At 66.0% G+C, this 19,578-nt stretch carries 22 protein-coding genes and 1 tRNA gene; 6 read left to right on the top strand and 17 right to left on the bottom strand.

Annotated elements, in window-relative coordinates; translation table 11 throughout:
• Nucleotides 1-152 precede the first annotated feature (152 nt).
• Together ABWP22_RS14360 and ABWP22_RS14355 are read right to left on the bottom strand one after the other, a co-directional pair.
• Nucleotides 153-830, bottom strand: coding sequence for a PEPxxWA-CTERM sorting domain-containing protein (locus ABWP22_RS14360; RefSeq protein WP_353200667.1), 678 nt, complete (start codon nt 828-830; stop codon nt 153-155).
• A 385-nt stretch (nt 831-1,215) separates the two neighbouring features.
• A complete protein-coding gene (locus ABWP22_RS14355; RefSeq protein ID WP_353200666.1) occupies nt 1,216-1,629 on the bottom strand; it encodes a PRC-barrel domain-containing protein in 414 nt (137 codons plus the stop codon).
• Between the two features lie 170 nt (nt 1,630-1,799).
• Between ABWP22_RS14355 and ABWP22_RS14350 the strand changes: the two genes are divergently transcribed.
• The gene (locus ABWP22_RS14350) at nt 1,800-2,069 is read left to right on the top strand and encodes a DUF2171 domain-containing protein (RefSeq protein WP_353200665.1); all 270 of its coding nucleotides are present in this window, start codon (nt 1,800-1,802) and stop codon (nt 2,067-2,069) included.
• Nucleotides 2,070-2,076: 7 nt separating this feature from the next.
• On the opposite strand, the gene ABWP22_RS14345 is transcribed toward ABWP22_RS14350, so the two are convergent.
• Complete coding sequence (locus tag ABWP22_RS14345; protein ID WP_353200664.1) at nt 2,077-3,171, bottom strand: Glu/Leu/Phe/Val dehydrogenase family protein; 1,095 nt, start codon at nt 3,169-3,171, stop codon at nt 2,077-2,079.
• A 158-nt stretch (nt 3,172-3,329) separates the two neighbouring features.
• Here ABWP22_RS14345 and ABWP22_RS14340 point away from each other — a divergent pair.
• Nucleotides 3,330-3,406 (top strand) — tRNA-His (locus tag ABWP22_RS14340).
• Here the strand turns inward: ABWP22_RS14340 and ABWP22_RS14335 are convergent.
• Both ABWP22_RS14335 and ABWP22_RS14330 read right to left on the bottom strand, forming a co-directional pair.
• Nucleotides 3,385-3,858 carry a superoxide dismutase family protein gene (locus ABWP22_RS14335; RefSeq protein ID WP_353200663.1) on the bottom strand — a complete coding sequence of 158 codons (474 nt, stop codon included), beginning with the start codon at nt 3,856-3,858 and terminating at the stop codon, nt 3,385-3,387. The two genes, ABWP22_RS14340 and ABWP22_RS14335, sit on opposite strands and share 22 nt — an antisense overlap.
• 96 nt (nt 3,859-3,954) lie before the next feature.
• Entirely contained in the window at nt 3,955-4,461 is a 507-nt protein-coding gene (locus ABWP22_RS14330; RefSeq protein WP_353200662.1) for a DUF6456 domain-containing protein, read from the bottom strand.
• 100 nt (nt 4,462-4,561) lie between these two features.
• Here ABWP22_RS14330 and ABWP22_RS14325 point away from each other — a divergent pair, with 100 nt between their 5' ends.
• Nucleotides 4,562-5,125: a helix-turn-helix domain-containing protein gene (locus ABWP22_RS14325; protein ID WP_353200661.1), complete on the top strand. Its 564-nt coding sequence runs from the start codon at nt 4,562-4,564 to the stop codon at nt 5,123-5,125.
• 148 nt (nt 5,126-5,273) lie between these two features.
• Here the strand turns inward: ABWP22_RS14325 and ABWP22_RS14320 are convergent, their stop codons facing one another.
• The 8 genes from ABWP22_RS14320 to ABWP22_RS14285 all read right to left on the bottom strand — a co-directional run bounded on the left by ABWP22_RS14320 (nt 5,274) and on the right by ABWP22_RS14285 (nt 12,153).
• Complete coding sequence (locus ABWP22_RS14320; RefSeq protein WP_353200716.1) at nt 5,274-6,593, bottom strand: bifunctional folylpolyglutamate synthase/dihydrofolate synthase; 1,320 nt, start codon at nt 6,591-6,593, stop codon at nt 5,274-5,276.
• Nucleotides 6,594-6,640: 47 nt separating this feature from the next.
• Nucleotides 6,641-7,495, bottom strand: coding sequence for an acetyl-CoA carboxylase, carboxyltransferase subunit beta (gene accD, locus ABWP22_RS14315; protein ID WP_353200660.1), 855 nt, complete (start codon nt 7,493-7,495; stop codon nt 6,641-6,643).
• Complete coding sequence (gene trpA / locus ABWP22_RS14310; RefSeq protein ID WP_353200659.1) at nt 7,492-8,325, bottom strand: tryptophan synthase subunit alpha; 834 nt, start codon at nt 8,323-8,325, stop codon at nt 7,492-7,494. Before trpA ends, accD begins: the two co-directional genes overlap by 4 nt.
• 142 nt (nt 8,326-8,467) lie before the next feature.
• Nucleotides 8,468-9,718: a tryptophan synthase subunit beta gene (gene trpB / locus ABWP22_RS14305; protein ID WP_353200658.1), complete on the bottom strand. Its 1,251-nt coding sequence runs from the start codon at nt 9,716-9,718 to the stop codon at nt 8,468-8,470.
• A complete protein-coding gene (locus ABWP22_RS14300) occupies nt 9,715-10,353 on the bottom strand; it encodes a phosphoribosylanthranilate isomerase (RefSeq protein WP_353200657.1) in 639 nt (212 codons plus the stop codon). The genes trpB and ABWP22_RS14300 overlap by 4 nt, the downstream gene beginning before the upstream one ends.
• Nucleotides 10,350-11,030 (bottom strand): orotidine-5'-phosphate decarboxylase, encoded by a 681-nt coding sequence (pyrF, locus tag ABWP22_RS14295; RefSeq protein ID WP_353200715.1) that lies wholly within the window; start codon nt 11,028-11,030, stop codon nt 10,350-10,352. The genes ABWP22_RS14300 and pyrF overlap by 4 nt, the downstream gene beginning before the upstream one ends.
• Before the next feature lie 17 nt (nt 11,031-11,047).
• Nucleotides 11,048-11,356, bottom strand: a complete 309-nt coding sequence (locus ABWP22_RS14290; RefSeq protein WP_353200656.1) for a hypothetical protein — start codon at nt 11,354-11,356, stop codon at nt 11,048-11,050.
• 29 nt (nt 11,357-11,385) lie between these two features.
• The gene (locus tag ABWP22_RS14285) at nt 11,386-12,153 is read right to left on the bottom strand and encodes a competence/damage-inducible protein A (protein ID WP_353200655.1); all 768 of its coding nucleotides are present in this window, start codon (nt 12,151-12,153) and stop codon (nt 11,386-11,388) included.
• A 79-nt stretch (nt 12,154-12,232) separates the two neighbouring features.
• On the opposite strand from ABWP22_RS14285, the gene map reads away from it, so the two are divergent.
• Nucleotides 12,233-13,057 (top strand): type I methionyl aminopeptidase, encoded by an 825-nt coding sequence (map, locus tag ABWP22_RS14280; protein ID WP_353200654.1) that lies wholly within the window; start codon nt 12,233-12,235, stop codon nt 13,055-13,057.
• A gap of 61 nt (nt 13,058-13,118) precedes the next feature.
• Here map and ABWP22_RS14275 read toward each other — a convergent pair whose 3' ends face one another.
• From ABWP22_RS14275 to ABWP22_RS14260, 4 genes are read right to left on the bottom strand one after another with little or no spacing between them, the layout of a single operon-like run.
• Entirely contained in the window at nt 13,119-13,790 is a 672-nt protein-coding gene (locus ABWP22_RS14275) for a peptidylprolyl isomerase (RefSeq protein ID WP_353200653.1), read from the bottom strand.
• 46 nt (nt 13,791-13,836) lie between these two features.
• Nucleotides 13,837-14,763, bottom strand: a complete 927-nt coding sequence (locus tag ABWP22_RS14270; protein ID WP_353200652.1) for a formylglycine-generating enzyme family protein — start codon at nt 14,761-14,763, stop codon at nt 13,837-13,839.
• Nucleotides 14,764-14,771: 8 nt separating this feature from the next.
• A complete protein-coding gene (locus ABWP22_RS14265) occupies nt 14,772-15,377 on the bottom strand; it encodes a response regulator transcription factor (protein WP_353200651.1) in 606 nt (201 codons plus the stop codon).
• Entirely contained in the window at nt 15,374-17,929 is a 2,556-nt protein-coding gene (locus ABWP22_RS14260; RefSeq protein WP_353200650.1) for a hybrid sensor histidine kinase/response regulator, read from the bottom strand. Before ABWP22_RS14260 ends, ABWP22_RS14265 begins: the two co-directional genes overlap by 4 nt.
• Nucleotides 17,930-18,161: 232 nt before the next feature.
• Here ABWP22_RS14260 and ABWP22_RS14255 point away from each other — a divergent pair, with 232 nt between their 5' ends.
• Both ABWP22_RS14255 and ABWP22_RS14250 read left to right on the top strand, forming a co-directional pair.
• Nucleotides 18,162-18,656 carry a DUF4402 domain-containing protein gene (locus tag ABWP22_RS14255; RefSeq protein WP_353200649.1) on the top strand — a complete coding sequence of 165 codons (495 nt, stop codon included), beginning with the start codon at nt 18,162-18,164 and terminating at the stop codon, nt 18,654-18,656.
• A gap of 104 nt (nt 18,657-18,760) precedes the next feature.
• Nucleotides 18,761-19,576, top strand: coding sequence for a fimbrial biogenesis chaperone (locus ABWP22_RS14250; protein WP_353200648.1), 816 nt, complete (start codon nt 18,761-18,763; stop codon nt 19,574-19,576).
• Nucleotides 19,577-19,578 lie beyond the last annotated feature (2 nt).

Raw genomic sequence — 19,578 nt, 5'->3', positions numbered from 1 at the left:
GTCATTTGGGTTCGGCCGGTGCGGGGGCAAAGCATTCGGGTAATCTGCGATCGCCGCCGCTGAATGTTCAGCATGGGGTTCAACCGCGCCTGCCAACGAAAAAGGCCGCCGGTGTCTGGAGCACCGACGGCCTTGATCTTGCGTGCGCAGCTTCAGGCGGCGACGGCGGCCTTGCGGCGACGGGCGGCTGCGCCAACCATGCCGAAACCGACGAGCAGCATCGCCCAGACGGCGGGCTCAGGAATGGCGCTGGCATAGGTCAGCGTGAACTGCGCCTGGCCACCGGTGATGCTGGGGAGACCGTAGCTGACATTGGCCGCCGGCACGGACGTGAACAGCGCCGACGCGTTGGTCGCAATCTGCACGCCACCCGTCACGAAGCCCGACAGGTTGCTGGTCAAGGTCTGAGTGCGCGTGAAGGTCGGATTAAGCAGATTGAGGGTGCGCACCGTGCCCTGGCCCGCTATGTTCTCGGTCTGGCTCATGGTGTCCGAACCCGAAAGCGAGAAGCCTTCACCCGTTGTCGCTGCGTCCAGCTGATAGGCGGCCGACACATCACGGCGGCGGCTCGCTGCGGTACCGCCAGTGGCGCTGTTGGTGGCATCGACACGGCCGTTGATGTTGTAGACGGCGGTCAGCGTGACGCTGCGAAGCGTGTGGCCAGTCAGGTCGAACGAATTGAAATTGCTGAAATTATTGATACGCGCCACGATCGCCGCGTCGTCAAGCGTGGCGAGCGAGAAGCTGCGGTTCTGCGTGGTCAACGTGAGCACGGCCGCTGCCGGGGTGGCAATGGCGACAGAGGCCAGAAGCGGGAGCAAAATCTTCATCATTATAAAGCCCTTCATATGGATGCGTCTCGAGCTAAGCAGGAAACGTGCCAACACCCGGAATTCATGCAACCATATGATTTAACGATATAAATTATTCATTAATCATTGAATTGTGTAAAGCATGCCGACACTCCAATGCCATCACGAAGCATCATGTCGGAAAGTCTATGTGCGTGAACGCCGGCCATTGCTTGCAGATGCGTTGAAGGGCGGCAGCCTCAGCAGCGATCGATCGGGCCCGAACGCCCAGCCTTGAGGCGTCGCCGGCCGGCCGCGATGCAAATCGGGCCGGGCACATTGCAGTGCGGCATCGCGCCCGCACCGGGAATGCGAAACGGCCGCAGCGGCAAGGCACCGCTGCGGCCGTCGCATCGCGCGGGGCCTATCCGTACATGCCGCCGCCATAACCGGTGCGCGCCGCGCCAGCGTAGAAATCGTCGACATCGTCGAAGCCCGACGTGCTGCGACCGGCAAGTTCGTCGCGGCTGTAGCTCGGCGCATCTTTGAAATCGTCGGCGGCCCGGCCGACATTGTAGCCGCCGAGGCTTTCGTCATAGCGCAGCACATCCCAGGGCAGTGGGTGAAAGCGTTCGCCGATGCCGAGAAACCCGCCGAAGCTCATGATCGCATAGGCGACTTCGCCGGAGCGCTTTTCCAGCATCACATCGTCCACTGATCCGATCTTTTCGCCTTCGCTGTCATAAACAGCGGTGCCGTTCACCTTGCTGGCGCTGATCAGTTCGTGGGTTTCGTCGCGGGCCACGGCCGTGTCGGTGGTGTCATGATCGCTCGCCATTGTTGGTCTCCTGTGCCGGCAAAGGCGATAATCGCCCGTGCGGTCAGCAGAGCCAACCCGGCGGCACGGGCGGCGGTTCCAGCGGCCAACGGCGAAAATGCACCGCTCGCCGCGCCGGGAACATTCGGGGCGCCCGCTGGTTGGCAGTTCGAACATCAAGGAGAAAACGGATGAGCAATCTCGGGCTGGTACGCGAACATATGAAGGTAATCGGTGCCGATGGCGCGCCGGTCGGCACCGTGGATCATGTGAAAGGCGACCGCATAAAATTGACCCGCGCCGACAGTGGTTCGCATGATGGCCACCACCATTATATCGCCGGCGGGCTGGTGGCCGGCGTGGAAGGCGACGTCGTGCGCCTGTCCGCCAGCGGGGCCAATGCCGTGCTGATGGAGGAAGAGAAGGACGGCGAAGCGACGGCAGATCACCGCAAATCGTAAGTCGATGCTAACGGCCGATCAGCGCCTGCGCGGTGCGATCGGCCACCACGTCTGTCGGCAGGCCTTGAAGATCGGCTTCGGCAAACAGCGCGCTCAACCGCGGCCCGATGGCATCTGCCGCCGCATTCACCCGCCCGAGTGAAACCGGCGCATCCTTGGTCTTCGCCAGATATTCGGCGACCACCGAAATGATGCCGCCGGCATTGATCACATAGTCGGGCGCATAGAGGATGCCGCGCGCCGCCAGTCGCGCACCGTCTTCGGCCGTGGCGAGCTGGTTGTTGGCGGCTCCGGCGACGATTGCCACATCCAGCGCGGCGATGCTAGTCTCGGTCAGGATTGCGCCGAGCGCGTTGGGGCTGAACACGTCGGCGGCCAGCCCCAGGATCGCCCCCACCGGCACATGCGCCGCGCCCAGTTGCGCCGCCAGGGCCGCAGCGCGCGGCGCGTCCACATCGGCCAGCGTCAGCCGTGCGCCTTCAGCGGCCAGCGCGCGGGCCAGCGCGCCGCCGACACTGCCAACGCCCTGCACCGTGACATGCACGCCCTTCAGATCGTCCCGGCCCAATTTGTGCTGCACCGCGGCCTTTATCCCGGCAAGCACGCCGCGCGCCGTGAACGGCCCCGGATTGCCGCCAACGGCCCCGGCCGCCACCGGCAGGCCGGCGACATGCGCCGTGCGCTGCGCCACCACCACCATGTCATGTTCGGTCATGCCGACATCCTCGGCAGTGATATAGCGCCCGCCCAGCAGCGCCACGGCATCACCGAAAGCGCCCAGCAACGCATCGGTTTTCGGTGCATCAGCAATCACCACCGCCTTGCCACCACCTGCCGCCAGGCCGGCCATGGCATTCTTGTAACTCATGCCGCGCGACAGGCGCAGCGCATCGGTCAGCGCCTGCGATTGACTGCGATAGGCCCAGCGCCGCACCCCGCCAGCAGCCGGGCCAAGATGGGTGCTGTGAATGGCGACAATCGCATGCAGGCCGCTTGCCGAATGGCGGACAAGCGCCACCTGCTCATGCCCATCAAAGCCATCGGCGCCGCTGGCATCGAACGCCGCCAGTTGCACCAGATCCAGATCGACCGCGATGGTCATGCGTGGCTCCCGCAATGAGAATATTGCCGGCGCTTGTAATAAGATTTCAAGGCCGCGCAACCGCCATCGCACATGGCCCCGCCCACGCCAGCGCCCAAATCCCGCTTGCCAGTGCCCGCCGCCTCGTCTATCCCGCCCTCCCTGCCGACAGGCATGTGGCGACTGTAGCTCAGTTGGTTAGAGCGCTGGTTTGTGGTACCAGAGGTCGCGGGTTCAAGCCCCGTCAGTCGCCCCATTTCCCGGTTTTTTCAGCTCTCCACACGCGATGCGCGTGCCGGCATTGCCGGCGGGATCGGTGCGATAATCATCGGCCTTGGCATGCACCACCACCGCCGCGCCATCGGCATCGATCAACGGATTGGTCCCATCGGCCAGCCGCAGGCCGGGCAGCATGATGTTCACATCGCCCGCCATCTTCGTATCCACCATGATGTTGGGCAGATCGCCGGCATGGGCGCCCATCGGATTGTCACGGCCATGCTGTTTGCCTTGCGGATTGAAATGCGGCCCGGCGCTGGTGAAATCCGGGCCCTTGCACTGCCCGATGGCGTGCAGGTGCATGGCATAAATGCCGGCCGGCAAGCCAGACACGCGCGCGATCAACTGCACGCCGTCTGCCATCTGCAGCAATTCCACCTCGCCCAGGTTGTTGCCGTCAGCGGTGAGCAGCCGCGTGTTCAGCACCATGGATGGCGGCGCGCCGCCAACACGCCCCAAAGAGACTTGCTTTGGCCCACAAGCTGCCAACAGCAAAAGCGGCACCATCCACAAACGCATCATCACTCACTCCATCGCATCCAGGCCATAATGGCCCACCAGCCGGTCGAGCGCCAGTGTCAGCACCAGCTTTCCGGCCCGTACCGGCCAACCCAATGCAGCTTCTGCGGTTCCCAGGCCTTCGCCCATGCACACCACACGCCACAGCACATCCGACAGGCCGGGGCCACAGGCCGCCACCGCCGCATCGAACCGCTGGCGCGCCGCAATCTGGCCGCCGCTCGGTTCCGGGCCGCAGCCGCTGCGCCGCACGGCGGGCAGCGGGTCCCAGCGCATCGTCAGCCGCGGGCCGAGCTGCGCCAGGTGGAAATCGCGGCGCAGCTGTTCCGAGGCCTGCAATTGCACCGCGCTGATGTGGCCGCGCCGCGCCAGCCAGGCCAATGGCTGTTCGGCGTGATTCACCGTCACCGTTGCCCGGTCGATCACATCGGGGCTGGGCAGCGTGCGTCGGCCGATCAGGCGATTTTCGGTGAGCGGCAGCACATCATCGTCATCACGAACCTGTTTGGCCATATGATTCTCCCTTATGGCACATAATTGCGCACCACCCTCTTGCATATTCCTGCATTTGTAGGACAGAGATAACCATATAGGTGATTTAGGGGAACCAGATATGCTCACCCGCATCCGCGACGTCAGGAAAAGCCGTGGCCTCACCATGGCCGATGTTGCCGCTGCCTGCGTGCCGCCCACCACGGCACAGACCATCGGCCGGCTGGAAACCGGCATGCGCACCGTTTCCATCGATTGGCTGGAGCGCATCGCTACGGCGATGGGCGTCGCGGTTTCCACGCTGGTGACCATGCCGGATCGCGCCGACGTGCCGGTGGCGGCGATCATCGGCGCCGGCGGCGCCGACGCACCGGAACGCCCGCGCACCCTGGTGCCGCCGCAGCCGCAAGGTGATCTGATCGGGCTGGTGGTGGAAGCCGCGCAGGGCGATTATCGCGCCGGCGATGAACTCTGGGCGCGGCGCATTGCCCCCGGCCAGTTCAGCCAAGCCATCAACCGCGATATCGTCTGTCCCCGCCCGGCCGGCCGCTTCGCTTTCGGCCGCCTGATCGCGGTGGAGGGCAACCGCATCCAGTTGCTGCCCACAACGCCCGGCCTGCGCCAGCAGGTGCTGGTGGACGTGCCGTGGCTGGCCATGGTGTCGTTGCTGGTGCGGCGGGTGTGACCGAACCCAAAGCAACCCGTCATGCTGGCGAAGGCCAGCATCCACTGTGCCGCCAGAACCCAACATGTCGCCCATGCGGCGCAGTGGATGCTGGGCTGCGCCAGCATGACTTGGACTTTAGGGGGAAAGCATCCCCAACCCCCAAGATTTAAACCGGCGGCTGCCCGTTCAGCGCCAGCGCCTTACCGGCCAGGTGCAGCGATCCGGTCACCAGCACCAGCGGCGCTGTCTCGCTGTTCCGCGCAATCGCCTTCAACGCCTGCCGCAGATCGGGGGCGGTCACCGCCGCCATGCCCATCGCCGACGCAGCGCTGGCCAGCCAGGACGGATCATGCGCGGCGTGGCCGGGCACCGGCACCGCATAAAGCGCACTCGCCATCCCGGCGAACGGCTTCAGAAAACCTTCGGCATCCTTGGCGGCCAGCATGCCGGCGACGATCAACAGCCGCTGGCCGGGTTGCAGCAGCGGCCGCACCGCTTCGGCCAGGGCCTTGCCGGCGGCTGGATTGTGGCCGCCATCCACCCACAGGCTGGAGCCCGCCGGCAGCAGTTCGGGCAACGGGCCACTGTCCAGCCGTTGCAGACGCGCCGGCCATTCCGCCCAGCCCATGCCGGCCTTGAACGCCGCCTCTTTCACGGGCAGCGCGCTTTGCGCCCGCAGCATCGCCACAGCCAGCGCGGCATTGTCGTGCTGGTGCGGCCCGGCCAGGCGCGGCAAGGGCAACGCCAGCCGGCCGGCGTCGTCGCGGTAATGCAACTGGCCTTCGTACAGCGCTGCATCCCAATCCTGGCCGCGGATGGCCAGGCGCGCGCCGGCCAGGCCCGCCACTTCGGCAATGCGCGCCGTCACCGCGGCGGGATGGCGCCCGGTCACCAGCGGCACGCCGCGCTTGGCGATGCCGGCCTTTTCGCGGGCGATATCCAGGATCGTCGGCCCCAGCCACTGCTGATGATCCAGGCCAAGCTGGCTGATGCCGCTCACCAACGCGCTGGGCAGCAGATTGGTCGCATCCATGCGCCCGCCCAAGCCAACCTCGATGATGCAGGCATCGGCCGGGATGGTGGCAAAGGCCAGGAACGCCGCCGCCGTCGTCAGTTCGAAAAAGGTGATCGGCGCCTCGCCATTGCGGCCGATCACATCCTTCAACAGCATGATCAGCGCATCATCGGCAATCAATTGCCCGGCCAGGCGGATGCGTTCGTTGAAGCGGACGAGGTGCGGGCTGGTATAGACATGCACGCGGTGGCCCTGCGCTTCCAGGCAGGCGCGCAGCAGCGCACAGGTCGATCCCTTGCCGTTGGTGCCTGCCACATGAAACACCGGCGGCAGGCGGTGGTGCGGATTGCCGAGCCGTTCCAGCAGCCGTTCCAGCCGGCCGAGCGTGAGATCAATCTCGGTGGGGTGCAGATCATAGGCCTTGCGCAGCAGCGCATCGAGGGCCGGATTGTCCGACCGGGCCGGCGGCATGCGCGCGCCGGTTGGCGGTGCGCCCCCAGCCCCGCCGCTGCCTGCGCTCACGCCGCCAGCCGCCGCGCCATCAACAGGCCGATCAACTGGCCCAGCGTGGGTTTGAGATCGCGGCGGTGTACCACCATATCGAGCATGCCATGTTCGAGCAGATATTCGGCGCGCTGGAAGCCTTCCGGCAATTTCTCGCGGATGGTCTGTTCGATCACCCGCTGCCCGGCAAAGCCGATCAGTGCATTGGGTTCGGCAATCTGCACATCGCCCAGCATGGCATAGGAGGCCGTGACGCCGCCGGTGGTCGGATCGGTGAGCACGACGATATAGGGCAGACCGGCCTCGTTCAGTTGCTGGATGCCAACGGTGGTGCGCGGCATCTGCATCAAGCTGAGAATGCCTTCCTGCATGCGCGCGCCGCCAGCGGCGGTGAACATGATGAACGGGCACTGCGCGGCCAGCGCCGCATCGACACCGGACAGGAAGGTTTCGCCCACTGCCATACCCATCGATCCGCCCATGAAGGCAAAATCCTGCACGCCCACGATGGCACGGTGGCCAGTGATCAGCCCATCGGCGCACAGCATCGCATCCTGTTCGCCCGTCTGCGCGCGCGCCGCCTTCAGCCGGTCGACATAGCGCTTCTGATCCTTGAACTTCAGCGGGTCTTCGGCAACGCGCGGCGCAGGCAGCAGGCGATATTCGCCGTCGAACAACTGATCAAACCGCACCCGCCCGCCGATGCGATCATGATGATCACAGCGCGGGCAGACATGATCATTGTCTTCCCATTCCTTGGTATAGACCATGGCGCCGCAATTCTTGCACTTGGTCCACAGATTTTCCGGCGTGTCGCGCTTGGCGAGGAAACCGGTCAATTGCTGACGGGTACGGGTGATCCAGCTCATGCAGCTTGCTCCTGCCTTGCAGTGCGGACGGCCTGCGCCAGCGCGCCGACCTGGGCGGCGACTCGCGCCGGAATATCATTGGCGCGCGCGGCCGCCGCATCGCCAATGGCATCGACGATGGCGCTGCCCACCACCACCGCATCGGCATGCACGGCCACGGCGGCGGCCTGTTCGGGGGTGCGCACACCAAAACCCACCGCGATCGGCAGCGAGGTGGCGGCCTTCAGGCGCGCCACCGCGGCGGCAACATCGCCGGCCTGGGCACTGCCCGCACCGGTCACGCCAGCCACCGAGACATAATAGAGAAAGCCCGATGCGCCATCGAGCACCGCCGGCAACCGCGCCGCATCGGTGGTCGGCGTCGCCAGGCGCACCAGATGCAGGCCATGGGCTTGCAAGGCGGGCGTGAGTTCGCTGGCTTCCTCGGGCGGCAGATCGACGACGATGCAGCCATCAATGCCAGCGGCTTTCGCTTCGGCAGCAAAACGCTCCGGGCCGAAGCTGAGGATCGGGTTGAAATAGCCCATCAGCACCACCGGGGTGGCAGCGTCGGTCTCGCGGAATTCCCGAACCATCGCGATCAGATGCTTAAGCGTGGTGCCGCCGCCCAGGGACCGGATATTGCCGCGCTGGATCGCCGGGCCATCGGCCATCGGATCGGTGAACGGCATGCCGATTTCGATCACATCGGCGCCGGCGCCCGGCAGCGCCGCCAATATCTGCGCGCTGGTGGCAAGATCGGGATCACCGGCGGTGACGAACGTCACCAACGCGGCGCGGCCTTCGGCAGCGCAGGCGGCGAAGCGGGTGGAGAGGCGGTCGGCGGTCATGCGCGGAGGCCCCTCTCCCGCCGCGCTTCGCGCGAGCCGACCTCTCCCCGAGGGGGAGAGGTGAACAAGAACATCACCTCTCCCCCGCGGGGAGAGGTCGAGAGACGCCGCAGGCGGCCCGGGAGAGGGGTCGCACGCGCGCTCACAGCAACGTCACCCCAAGCGCTTCGGCCACGGTGAAGATATCCTTGTCACCGCGGCCGCACAGATTGGCGATGATGATCTGATCGCGGTCCATGGCGGGCGCGATCCGCGCCACCGCCGCCAGCGCGTGCGCCGGCTCCAGCGCCGGGATGATGCCTTCCACCCGGCACATCATCTGGAACGCATCCAGCGCTTCGCCATCGGTGGCGGACTGATATTCCACCCTGCCAATCGCGTGCAGCCAGGCATGTTCGGGGCCTATGCCGGGATAATCGAGGCCGGCCGAAATGCTGTGCGCCTCGGTGATCTGGCCGTCTTCATCCTGCAACAGCATGGTCTTGTTGCCATGCAGCACCCCTGCCCGCCCGCCGGCCAGCGATGCGGCATGTTCGGGCGTATCAAGGCCATGCCCGGCGGCTTCCACGCCGATCATGCGGACATCGGCATCATCCAGGAACGGGTGGAACAGGCCGATGGCGTTGGAACCGCCGCCGATCGCCGCGACCAGCAGATCGGGCAAGCGGCCTTCACGCTCGAGAATCTGGGCGCGCGCCTCGATGCCGATCACGCTCTGGAAATCGCGCACCAGTTCCGGATAGGGGTGCGGGCCAGCCGCGGTGCCGATGATGTAGAAGGTGTCGTGCACATTGGTCACCCAATCGCGCAGCGCTTCGTTCATCGCATCCTTCAGCGTACGGCTGCCGGATTCAACGCTGCGCACTTCGGCGCCGAGCAGTTTCATGCGGAACACATTCGGCGCCTGCCGCTCGATATCGCGCGCACCCATGAAGATGGTGCAGGGCAGGCCGAAGCGCGCCGCAACCGTCGCCGTGGCCACGCCATGCTGGCCGGCGCCGGTTTCGGCGATGATCCGCGTCTTGCCCATGCGCTTGGCGAGCAGGATCTGGCCGATGCAGTTGTTGATCTTGTGCGCGCCGGTGTGGTTGAGCTCGTCGCGCTTCAGATAGATTTTCGCGCCGCCATCCGGACGGCCCTGGGCGGCTGCCAATGCGCGAACATGCCCGGTCAGCCGCTCGGCGAAATAGAGCGGGCTGGGGCGGCCGACATAATGGGTGAGCAGATCATCGAACTCGGCGCGAAATGCCGGATCGGCCTTGGCCGCCGTATACGCCTTTTCCAGATCGAGGATCAGCGGCATCAGCGTTTCGGCGACATAACGCCCGCCGAATTCGCCAAAATGGCCGCGCGCGTCGGGGCCGGCGCGCAAGGAACCTGCGTGCGCGTTCATGCTGCCCTCACGGCGCTGGCAAAGGCCATGATCTTGTTCACCGATTTCACGCCTGCACCCTCTTCCACACCCGAAGCCACATCCACCAGCGCCGGCGCCACCAGGCGGATGGCATCGGCCACCGTTTCGATGCGCAGGCCCCCGGCCAAACCGAACGCGCGGCCCGGCCGGCCCTCGATCAGCAGGCGCCAATCAAAGGCCAGGCCGTTGCCGCCCGGCAAGGGCGCGTTGTTAGGCGCTTTGGCATCGAGGAGCAACAGGTCCGCCGGGCCGGCCTCCCGCTCGGCCGTGGCAATGTCGGCGCGGGTGCGCACCCCGGCCGCCAGCCACACCGGCAAGTTGTGACGCGATTTCAGCTCCGCCAACCGCTGCGCCGACACATCATGGAATTGCAGGATGGTGATGCCGGCCGCAACCACCGCGGCGACCAGTTCATCATCGGGCGCGACCAGCACCGCCACCCGGCCGACATGCGCCGGCACCCGCGCGATCAGCGGTGCGGCCTGGGCCGGATCGACCGCGCGCGGGCTGGGCGGGAAGAAGTTGAAGCCGATATGCGCTGCACCGGCCGCGACGGACGCATCGAGCACATCGTGCGTCTTCACGCCGCAGATCTTGAACGGGGTATGGCTCATGCCAGGCTGGCGGCGATGGCGGCGGCGGCCGCCGCCGGATCGGGCGCGGCGGTGATCGGCCGGCCGATGACCAGCACGCCAGCGCCGGCATCGCGCGCGGCGCGCGGCGTCATCACGCGCTTCTGGTCGCCCACAGCGCTGCCTTCCGGGCGCACGCCGGGCACCACGAACAGGCCTTCGGGCCAGATCGCCTTGATGGCGGCGACTTCGTGCGGGGAACAGACGATGCCATCGAGGCCGCTGTCCCGCGCCAGCCGCGCCAACCGCAGGGCCTGCGCAGCGCTGCCATCGCCAACACCGGCACTGAGCAGGTCGCCGTCATCCAGGCTGGTCAGCACCGTGACGGCAACGACCTTGGTGTGCGAGGGCGCAGCAGCGCGGGCCGCGGCCAGCATTGCACCGCCGCCAGCGGCGTGGACCGTCAATATGGCCGGGGCCAGCGGCGCCAGGCTGGCCACCGCGCCGGCCACCGTGTTGGGAATATCGTGCAGCTTCAGGTCGAGAAACAGCGGCAGTCCGGCGCCCGCCATCACCGCCGCGATGCCCGCCGGGCCGTGCGCGCAGAAAAACTCGAGGCCGAGCTTCAGGCCGGCGACCGATGGCGCGACCTTGGCCACCAGATCGCGTGCAGCGCTGACATCTGCCACATCCGCAGCGACAAAGACCCGATTGTCCAGCATCGAACCGCCCCGGGTCAGGCGCCAGCCGGCGGCACGATGCCGGGCTGCGTCATTGCCGGCGCCCGCGGGGGCGCCACTTCGGTCCGCTCGGTCTTTTCGGGCCGGCGGCTGCGGCTTTTGCCAGCGAGCGGCCGCAGCAGTGCATGCCAGGCCCAGGTCGGGATCACCCCGGCCAGGAAGGCCGCCGCCAGCAACAACGGCAATGGCACCGACGCCGGGCTGCCATCGGGCAGCACGAAATCAACCAATGTCCAGTTCGACACGGAGAGCAGCACGAAGGCCAGCCCCAGCGCAATCAAGAAAACGTAGCGGATCAGTGACATGATGAGCCCCCGCGTTTGACCTTCACGGATTATAGTTCCCCGTCGATCGGCGTGATATCGATTTCGGCCAGCGCCGCCATCAGCATTTGGGCCACCTCGGCCAATTGTGCCGTGCTGGTTGAACGCATGACGAAATTGGCGCCGGTCTTGCCTTCGCGCCAGAAGGGATAGCTGCCGATCTGCACGCCGGGGTTGGCGCGCTCGACCCGGCGCAGCACTTCGGCGGCCTTGCTCTCCTGCGTCCACGCCGCCACCGTGCGCGACAGCACCGGCAGACCGCCAGGCAACTGGCCATCCAGCGCGGCCAGCATGCCCTGCGTGATCATCGGCACGCCGGCCATGATGAAGATATTCTCCACCCGGATGCCAGGGGCCTTGGTGCGCGGATTTTCGATCAGGCGCGCGCCTTCGGGGGTGCGGGCCATGCGCAGGCGCGCTTCGGTCAACTGGTCACCATAATGGCCTTCCAGGATGGCGCGGGCATCCGGGTGAACGATCACCGGGCGACCCAGCGCGGCGGCGATGGCATCGACGGTGATGTCATCATGGGTCGGGCCGATGCCGCCGGTGGTGAACAGATAGTCGTGCTTCACCCTGAGCGCGTTCACGGCATCGCCGATCGCGTCCATCTCGTCGGCGACCACGCGCACTTCCTTCAGGCGGATGCCCTGCACCCCCAGCCATTTGGCGAGATAGGCCGTGTTGGCATCCTGGGTGCGGCCCGACAAGATCTCGTCCCCGATGATGACCAGGGCGGCGGTATAGATGCGACTTTGGTCGGGGGCGGCGTCTGTCATGGCCTCGTCTTAAGGCTCCGGCGCGCACTTGTCATGCCCAACATGGACTTGGAGGCCGCCAACGCCTATGTGTGAAGCCATGACGCAGGCGCTCTACACCACCATCATGGACCCTCACGAAGGCCAGTTGCGCCTGCACGGCCCGGCCGGTTTCGAAGGCATGCGCCATGCCGGGCGGCTCGCCGCCGAAGTGCTGGATTACCTCACGCCGTTCGTGCAGCCCGAAGTGGCGACCATCGAGCTTGACACCATGGCCTGGGATTTTGTGCGTGCCGCCGGCGCCAGTTCGGCCACCGTTTTCTATCGCGGCTTCTCGCATTCGCTGTGCACATCGGTGAACCATGTCGTCTGCCACGGCATTCCGGGCCCCAAACGCCTGAAAAGCGGCGATATCGTCAACATCGACGTGACGGTGGTGGTCGATGGCTGGTATGGTGACACCAGCCGCATGTTTCTGGTGGGCGACGTGCCATTGAAAGCCAGGCGCCTGGTGGACGTGACGTACGAATGCCTGATGCTGGGCATCGAACAGGCCAGGCCCGGCAACACGCTGGGCGATATCGGCCATGCCATCCAGACCCACGCCGAAAAGAACCGCATGAGTGTGGTGCGCGATTTCTGCGGGCACGGATTGGGCAAGGAATTCCACACTGCGCCCAACGTTGTGCATGTCGGCCGGCCGGGGCGCGGCGTTGTGCTGCATCCCGGCATGTTCTTTACCATCGAACCGATGATCAACGCTGGCGGCCCGGCGGTGAAGGTGCTGGAAGACGGCTGGACCGCGGTGACGCGCGACCGCTCACTGTCGGCGCAGTTCGAGCACAGCATCGGCATCACCGAGACGGGCTGCGAGATTTTCACGGCGTCGCCCAAGGGCTGGCACGCGCCGCCTTATCCGGCGTAGGCTTGAGTGCGGTCAACTCCCTCACCGCAAGGGGGAGGGAGTTGAAGCGCTTGAATTCATACTACCGTCGTTTCGGCACCGGCCTTTTCGCGATCGGCTTGGGCGGTAATGGAATCAGCCGCTTGACGCTGATGATCTTCACCGGCGCTTCGATCATCTGGCCTTTCATGGCGCCTTCGCCCTTGGTCGCCGAAATCGGCACGTTCAGGATCTGGCGCACCACATCCATGCCCTCGATCACCCGGCCAAACACCGCATAGCCTTCATTGTCGCCGGTCCCGGCCGGGTTGGCGTCCAGCGCCTTCAAACTTCCCAGGATGATGAAGAATTGCGCCTGCGCGGTGCCGGGCGCGCCGCGGGCCAGGCTGATCGCGCCTTCATCATGGGTCAGGCCGGTGGTGCTCGTCGGTTCGTGCGCTACCGGCGGCAACAGCTTGCGGCCATCCTGGATGCCGCCCTGCACCAGGCCCATGCTGCCATCCGGCGTGATCTTGTAGGCGCGGTAGAAGGCGGCACCATCCAGCCGCTGCTCATCGACATGGCGCAGGATGTAATTGGCAGTGATCGGCGCGCGCTGGGTTTCCAGGGCGATGCTGATGGGGCCAAGCGCGGTGGTCATCACCACCGTCACGGTGGTCGGGGCTGCCGGAGTCGGCGGAGCCGGCGGCGGTTCCTGCGCAAATACTGGCACGGCAGCGAACAGGGCGGCGATCAACAGGGTGCGGCGAATCATGCCGCCATCCTAACCGGCTTTGCCGCCCGCGCCACTGGCCGCGCGTTCAGCCGCGGATCACGCAGCGAAAGCCGATGTGCGTCGTCGCGGTGTCGATCATCTCCGGGTGGCGCGCGGCCGGGCGGAAGCGCTGGCAATGGTTCACTGCGCACAGATGCGACCCGCCCTTGAGCACCTTGCGGCCGATCTTCACCTTGGGCTGCGCCGGATCGAAACTGCCCCACAATTGGCCGCCGCGCGGATTTTCAATCGTGCAGCAGGCGCCGGGCTGGCGTTTGCGTTTGGAATCGGGCCGATCCTGCCACCAATCCTGGGTCCATTCCCAGACATTGCCGATCATGTCGAACAGCCCATAGCCATTGCCCGGAAAGCTGCGCACCGGCGATGTGCCGGCCCAGCCGTCTTCGGCCGTGTTGAGATGCGGGAACTCGCCCTGCCAATAATTGGCAAGCAAGCGCCCCTCCGGGGCCAGTTCATCGCCCCAGGCGAAATCCTTGCCCTCCAGGCCGCCGCGCGCGGCAAATTCATGCTCCGCCTCGGTTGGCAGCGCCTTGCCGGCCCATTTCGCATAGGCCGCCGCATCCGCCCACGCCACCTGCACCACCGGATGATCCCACAAATCCAGCGCATCGAGATCGCTGCCGGCCCCCTGTGGGTGCCGCCAATCGGCGCCGGGCAAGAACCGCCACCACAAATGATATTGATCAAGCGGCACCGGACCGGCGGTGGGTGTGAAGACCAGCGCGCCCGGCACGGCCAGTTCGGGCCGCATGCCGGGGTAATCCTTTGGATCAGGCGCAATTTCCGCCAGGGTGACATGGCCGGTCTCCGCCACGAAGCGGGCGAACTGGCGATTGGTCACCGGAGTTTCATCAATCCAATAGGCATCCACCCGCACCTGGCGCAGCGGCGCCTCTTCGGGATACCAGCCCACAGCGCCCATGGTGAAGGTGCCGCCGTCGATGCGGCGCATGCCCTCGGTCAACACAATTGCCGTTCGCGCGCGATCATCGCCGCATGGGTGCGGTTGCGTGCGCCGAGTTTCCGGCAGATCAGCTTGACGTGCAGCTTGATGGTTGGCTCCCGCAGGCCCAGATCGCGAGCGATTTCCTTGTTGGCATGGCCGGCGCACAGCCCGGCCAGCACTTCGCGCTCGCGCGGCGACAGGCCCGGCCCCGCCTCTGTCGACGCCGGCCGTCCCAGATCAAGCGGCATGTAGCGTTCGCCCGCGGCCATGAAGCGAATGGCGTTCACCACCGATTTGGCCGGCAGGGTTTTCGGCAGATAGCCCGCCGCTCCGGCCCCCAATACCCTGTCGGTCACGCCCGTCGGTGCCAGGCCCGACATCAGCGCCACCGGGCAATCGCCACTGGCCGCGATCGCCGTTTCCAGCCCGGAAAAGCCGTTCATCCCCGGCATGTCATAATCCAGCAACACCAGATCAAACGCCGGGCCGGCCGCGATGGCCGCCAGCGCGCCGTCCAGATCGGCAACCGTCACCACGGAAAACCCGCCTTCGGCCTCCAGATAGGACCGCAACACATCGCGCAGCAGCTCATGGTCATCGGCGATCAATATTCTTGTCATGTCTCGCCTTTGGTTTTGCGCGGTTTGGCTGCGGGCCGATCAACCATGGCAATTTCGGATTTGTGCCGATCGCCCTTGCGCCGTGCACCCGTCGTGACCTTGGCCACCTGCCGCTCCTGCGCCTTGGCCATCGCCACCCGCGCCGCCGCCAGCAGGGCCGCCTGGCCAACCGGCTTGCCCAGCACGGCATCGAACAATTTGGCATCGGCCCGGCGCTGGTGGGCGTTGGGCAGCGCCGTCAACAGCAACACCGGCACATCGGCGCGCACGGCCCGCATCGCCTGCACCAACTGTGCCCCGTTCATGCCCGGCATGTCATAATCGCTGATCACCAGGCTCCAAGCCTGCGGGTCTTCCCGCATCGCCGCCAGAGCATCGGCGGGGTCCAGGCACGGCCCGGCTTCGGCCCCGACCTCTTCCAGCATTGCCACCAGCGTATCGACCACGGCCGGATTGTCGTCCACCACCAGCACGACCTTGCCGGCCAGCACATCGGCATCGGCAGCGTTGGCCGGCGGCAGTTGTTCCGGCAGATCCACATCGGCATTCAGTGGCCACCACAGTTCGAACAACGTGCCTTCGGCTGGCCGGCTGACCAGCGCGATCGCGCCGCCGGCGCTGGCGACGATGCCGGCGACAACGGCCAGCCCCAGGCCGGTGCCGCCTTCGCCCTTGCGGGTGTAAAATGGTTCGAACACCCTGGCGATATCACCCGGCGCGATGCCGCAACCGGTATCGCGCACGCAGATCAGCGCGGATGGCACCTGCGGAATGCTGCCCACCATCACCTGGCCCTTGGGCAGATGATGATCAGCCGCCGATACCGACAGGGCAATCCGGGCGGCCTGCCCGGATGGCAAGGCATCGCGGGCATTGAGGGCCAGGTTCATGATCACCTGGATCATCTCGGTGGTATCGGCCAGGGCCACCAGCGGCGTGTCCGGCATGACGAGATCGATGGCGTGCAGCGTGTCGGCCAGGCTCGGCTGCACCAGATCACGCACGCTGGCCACGATATCGCGCACATCGACCCGCTTCAGATCCGGCGTGCGCCGCCCCAGCCCCAGCAATTTGTCCACCAGTCCGGTGGCGGTGGACGCGGCCATCTGGATGCGCATTGCATGGCGGCGCACTTCGGCATCGGCGGTGCGTTCCAGCAAGCCGGCGGTGCCGGCAATGGCCGCAATCAGATTGTTGAAATCATGGGCGATGCCGCTGGCCAATTGCCCCACGGCTTCCTGGCGCTGGGCCAGCATCAACTGCTCGCGCAGCCTGGTCTTCTCACGCTCCATCACCAGCCGCCCGCCAATGTCACGCGTCACACACAGGATGCCGCCATTGGCCGACAGCGACAGCGAGACCTCCTGCTCCACCGGGCTGCCATCGGCACAGCGCCCTTGAACTTCACCGCGCCAGCGCCCGTCGCGGCCCAGCACCGGCATCGCCACCTCCGCAACATAGCGGGCATTGACCTCGTCATAGATGCAATCCCAGTGCTGCCCGAGCAAGGTTTCAGCCGTGGCATGGCCGAACATCGCGGCATGCGCCTGGTTCATGAACACGAAACGGCCGTCGTTGTCGGTTATGGCAATGCCGTCGTTCGACGCCTCGATGGCGGCAATCTGCGCCGCCAACCGGGCTTCGGCTTCAACCCGCTCCGCCTCCAGTGCCTTGCGTGCCGATACGTCACGGATGATCGCGGCAAAGCCTTCGGGATCGCCTTCGCCCGACGGCGGCCACATGCCCAGGCTCAATTCCACCGGAATCTCGTGTCCGGCGCGCGCCATCGCCGGCACTTCCACCGTCTTGCCCACCAATTTTGGCACGCCATGCGCGCGCAGCCTGGCCATGCCATTGTTGTGGCCATGGCGATGCCGATCGGGGATGATCAGATCGAGCGTCTGGCCCAGCGCTTCCGCCAGCGGCCAGCCGAACATGCGTTCGGCGGCACGGTTCCAATGGATGATGCGGCTGTGGGCATCGGTGCACACAAAGGCATCCGTGCTGGTTTCACCGATCAATTGCGAAATCTGCATGGATTGGCGCATGCGATGGTTGTTCAACAAATCCATCACCTGCCCGGCCATCAGCGACAGTATTTCGGCGTCGTGGTGTGACAGGCCGGGGCGCGGCTGGCTGTCGATCACACACAAGGTGCCGATCGCTTCACCACTGTCGGCGCGCAGCGGCATTCCGGCATAGAAGCGGATGAACGGCGGGCCCAGCACCAGCGGATTGTCGGCAAAGCGCGCATCGGCGCGGGCGTCGGACACCACCATCACGCCGTCACCCAGAATGGCGTGGGCGCAAAAGCTCTGCGATCGCGGCGTTTCACACACATCCAGTCCGTGCCGCGATTTGAACCATTGCCGCCCGGTATCCACCAGGCTCACCAGGGCGATCTCGCAGCCGAAACGGTCTGCGGCCAGCCGGGTGATCACATCCAGGGCCGGATCCGGCGGCGAATCGAGCACGTCAAACTGATGCAGCACGGCCAGCCGCCGGGCTTCATCGGGGGCCGTCAGCGGGCCGTGCAGGTCGTTGCCGCCCATGTTGACCTCTTTGCCCGCAATCCACGCGCGCGCGCAATCCCACCATCCGGCGGGGGTGTCCCATACTTTGGGATAGCGGTTGGCCCCAACCGGGACAACCACCCCCTGCGTTCGCGACGCTGGCCCATCCCTACGCTCGAATGACTAATTTTGATTACCGCTGCATTAACCATTTCAGCCGGCGCAAACAAGCGCTTCGGCGATAACCCACTGTCACGAAAGGTCTGAATACATGAAGATCAAGTTCCTCGCTGGGGCCGCTGCCCTGATCGCCGTTGCCGCTGCTGGCACGGCCAATGCTGCCACCGCCGATGCCGGTGCCGGCGCCAAGATCATCGCGCCGCTGGAAATCAGCCGCACCGCCGATCTGTATTTCGGCACGATCGCCCCGTCGACCACCGTGGCCGACATCGTCGTCGTCTCCACCGATGGTGCCCGCAAGTGCGGCCCGGCACTGACCTGCCTGACCGACGACCAGACGGCCGCTGCCTTCGCCGTGACCGGTGAAGCCGAGGCCATCTACACGATCTCGCTGCCGGAAGAGATCAAGATCGTGAACGAAAAGGGCACCGCGATGCGCGTGTTCAAGTTCAATGGTTCGAAGTCCAAGGGTCAACTGCTGAAGGGTGAAGACAATTTCACCGTCGGCGGCGCGCTCGACGTGGGCGTCCGTCAGGAAGCCGGCCTTTACAAGGGCAGCTTCACCGTCGCGGTCGAATATCAGTAAAAGCTCCGTGGCAGGGGGGAAGGGCGCGCGAGATCGCTTCTCGCGCACCCGACCCCCCGTTCCACGTTCCAGACCAACCCCTGCCATCGTCAAGGTCTGATCCCATGAAAATCCCCATGCTCGTCGCCCTGTTGGGCGCGCTGTCTTCGGCTGCGCCCTGTGCCGCCGAACTGCTGGTGGCCCCCACCCGCATCCTGCTATCCCCCGCCAGCCGCAGTGCCGAACTGGTGCTGGTCAACAAGGGCGTCGAAGCTGCGGCCTTCCGCCTTGCCATCGAAAACCGCCGCATGCGCCCCGATGGCAGCCTGGAAGCCGCCACCACCCCGCAGGCGGATGAAAAATTCGCGGACGACAAATTGCGCTTCTCGCCGCGACAGCTCACCCTGGAGCCCGGCGCGCGTCAGGTCGTGCGCGTCATGGCCGATATCGCGCCTGATCTCGCGCCCGGCGAATATCGCAGCCATCTGCGGTTGATGTCCGCGCCGGTCAGCGCCGGCCGCAGCCTGCCCACGGCCGCGCCCTCCGACAACAGCCTGTCCATCGAACTCATCGCCATCCGTTCACTGACCGTGCCGATCATCCTGCGCGTCGGCCGGCTCGATGCCGCGGTCAGCGTCGATACCGCTGCGCTGGAAGGCCCGGCGCAAAGCGACCTGGTGGTCAAGCTGGCCCGCACCGGCACACGATCGACCTATGGCGACATCAGCCTCACCGTCGATGGCGAGAAGGAACCGGCCTGGCTGGTGCGCGGCGTCGCCATCTACACACCCAATCTGGCGCGGGACGTCGTCTTGCCCCTGCCTGCCGAAGTGAAGGCGCGGCTGGCCGGCAAGCGTGTGCGCATCGCCTATATCTCCACCGATTCCGCAGAAGCTTCGCTGTCCGGCACCGTGCTCGCCAGCCTCACCGCCCAACTGTGATC

Source organism: Sandarakinorhabdus sp. (genome assembly GCF_040398665.1).
Classification (GTDB): Bacteria; Pseudomonadota; Alphaproteobacteria; order Sphingomonadales; family Sphingomonadaceae; genus Sandarakinorhabdus.
Note: the sequence above shows the minus strand (reverse complement) of the source record. Positions and strands in the feature narration are given on the sequence as shown.

Excerpts from the sequence above, each read along its gene's own strand:
- ABWP22_RS14260 (WP_353200650.1), bottom strand. The coding sequence starts at position 17,929 with ATGGGCGGCAACGACCTGCACGGCCCGCTGACGGCCCCCGATGAAGCC.
- ABWP22_RS14345 (WP_353200664.1), bottom strand. The coding sequence starts at position 3,171 with ATGACCATCGCGGTCGATCTGGATCTGGTGCAACTGGCGGCGTTCGAT.
- ABWP22_RS14330 (WP_353200662.1), bottom strand. The coding sequence starts at position 4,461 with ATGGCCAAACAGGTTCGTGATGACGATGATGTGCTGCCGCTCACCGAA.
- ABWP22_RS14325 (WP_353200661.1), top strand. The coding sequence starts at position 4,562 with ATGCTCACCCGCATCCGCGACGTCAGGAAAAGCCGTGGCCTCACCATG.
- ABWP22_RS14335 (WP_353200663.1), bottom strand. The coding sequence starts at position 3,858 with ATGGTGCTGAACACGCGGCTGCTCACCGCTGACGGCAACAACCTGGGC.
- ABWP22_RS14270 (WP_353200652.1), bottom strand. The coding sequence starts at position 14,763 with ATGCGCCGCATCGACGGCGGCACCTTCACCATGGGCGCTGTGGGCTGG.
- ABWP22_RS14265 (WP_353200651.1), bottom strand. The coding sequence starts at position 15,377 with ATGACAAGAATATTGATCGCCGATGACCATGAGCTGCTGCGCGATGTG.
- ABWP22_RS14360 (WP_353200667.1), bottom strand. The coding sequence starts at position 830 with ATGAAGATTTTGCTCCCGCTTCTGGCCTCTGTCGCCATTGCCACCCCG.
- map (WP_353200654.1), top strand. The coding sequence starts at position 12,233 with ATGACGCAGGCGCTCTACACCACCATCATGGACCCTCACGAAGGCCAG.
- ABWP22_RS14300 (WP_353200657.1), bottom strand. The coding sequence starts at position 10,353 with ATGAGCCATACCCCGTTCAAGATCTGCGGCGTGAAGACGCACGATGTG.
- ABWP22_RS14290 (WP_353200656.1), bottom strand. The coding sequence starts at position 11,356 with ATGTCACTGATCCGCTACGTTTTCTTGATTGCGCTGGGGCTGGCCTTC.
- trpB (WP_353200658.1), bottom strand. The coding sequence starts at position 9,718 with ATGAACGCGCACGCAGGTTCCTTGCGCGCCGGCCCCGACGCGCGCGGC.
- ABWP22_RS14320 (WP_353200716.1), bottom strand. The coding sequence starts at position 6,593 with ATGCCGCCGGCCCGGTCGGACAATCCGGCCCTCGATGCGCTGCTGCGC.
- accD (WP_353200660.1), bottom strand. The coding sequence starts at position 7,495 with ATGAGCTGGATCACCCGTACCCGTCAGCAATTGACCGGTTTCCTCGCC.
- ABWP22_RS14350 (WP_353200665.1), top strand. The coding sequence starts at position 1,800 with ATGAGCAATCTCGGGCTGGTACGCGAACATATGAAGGTAATCGGTGCC.
- ABWP22_RS14255 (WP_353200649.1), top strand. The coding sequence starts at position 18,162 with ATGAAGATCAAGTTCCTCGCTGGGGCCGCTGCCCTGATCGCCGTTGCC.
- ABWP22_RS14275 (WP_353200653.1), bottom strand. The coding sequence starts at position 13,790 with ATGATTCGCCGCACCCTGTTGATCGCCGCCCTGTTCGCTGCCGTGCCA.
- ABWP22_RS14250 (WP_353200648.1), top strand. The coding sequence starts at position 18,761 with ATGAAAATCCCCATGCTCGTCGCCCTGTTGGGCGCGCTGTCTTCGGCT.
- trpA (WP_353200659.1), bottom strand. The coding sequence starts at position 8,325 with ATGACCGCCGACCGCCTCTCCACCCGCTTCGCCGCCTGCGCTGCCGAA.
- ABWP22_RS14285 (WP_353200655.1), bottom strand. The coding sequence starts at position 12,153 with ATGACAGACGCCGCCCCCGACCAAAGTCGCATCTATACCGCCGCCCTG.
- ABWP22_RS14355 (WP_353200666.1), bottom strand. The coding sequence starts at position 1,629 with ATGGCGAGCGATCATGACACCACCGACACGGCCGTGGCCCGCGACGAA.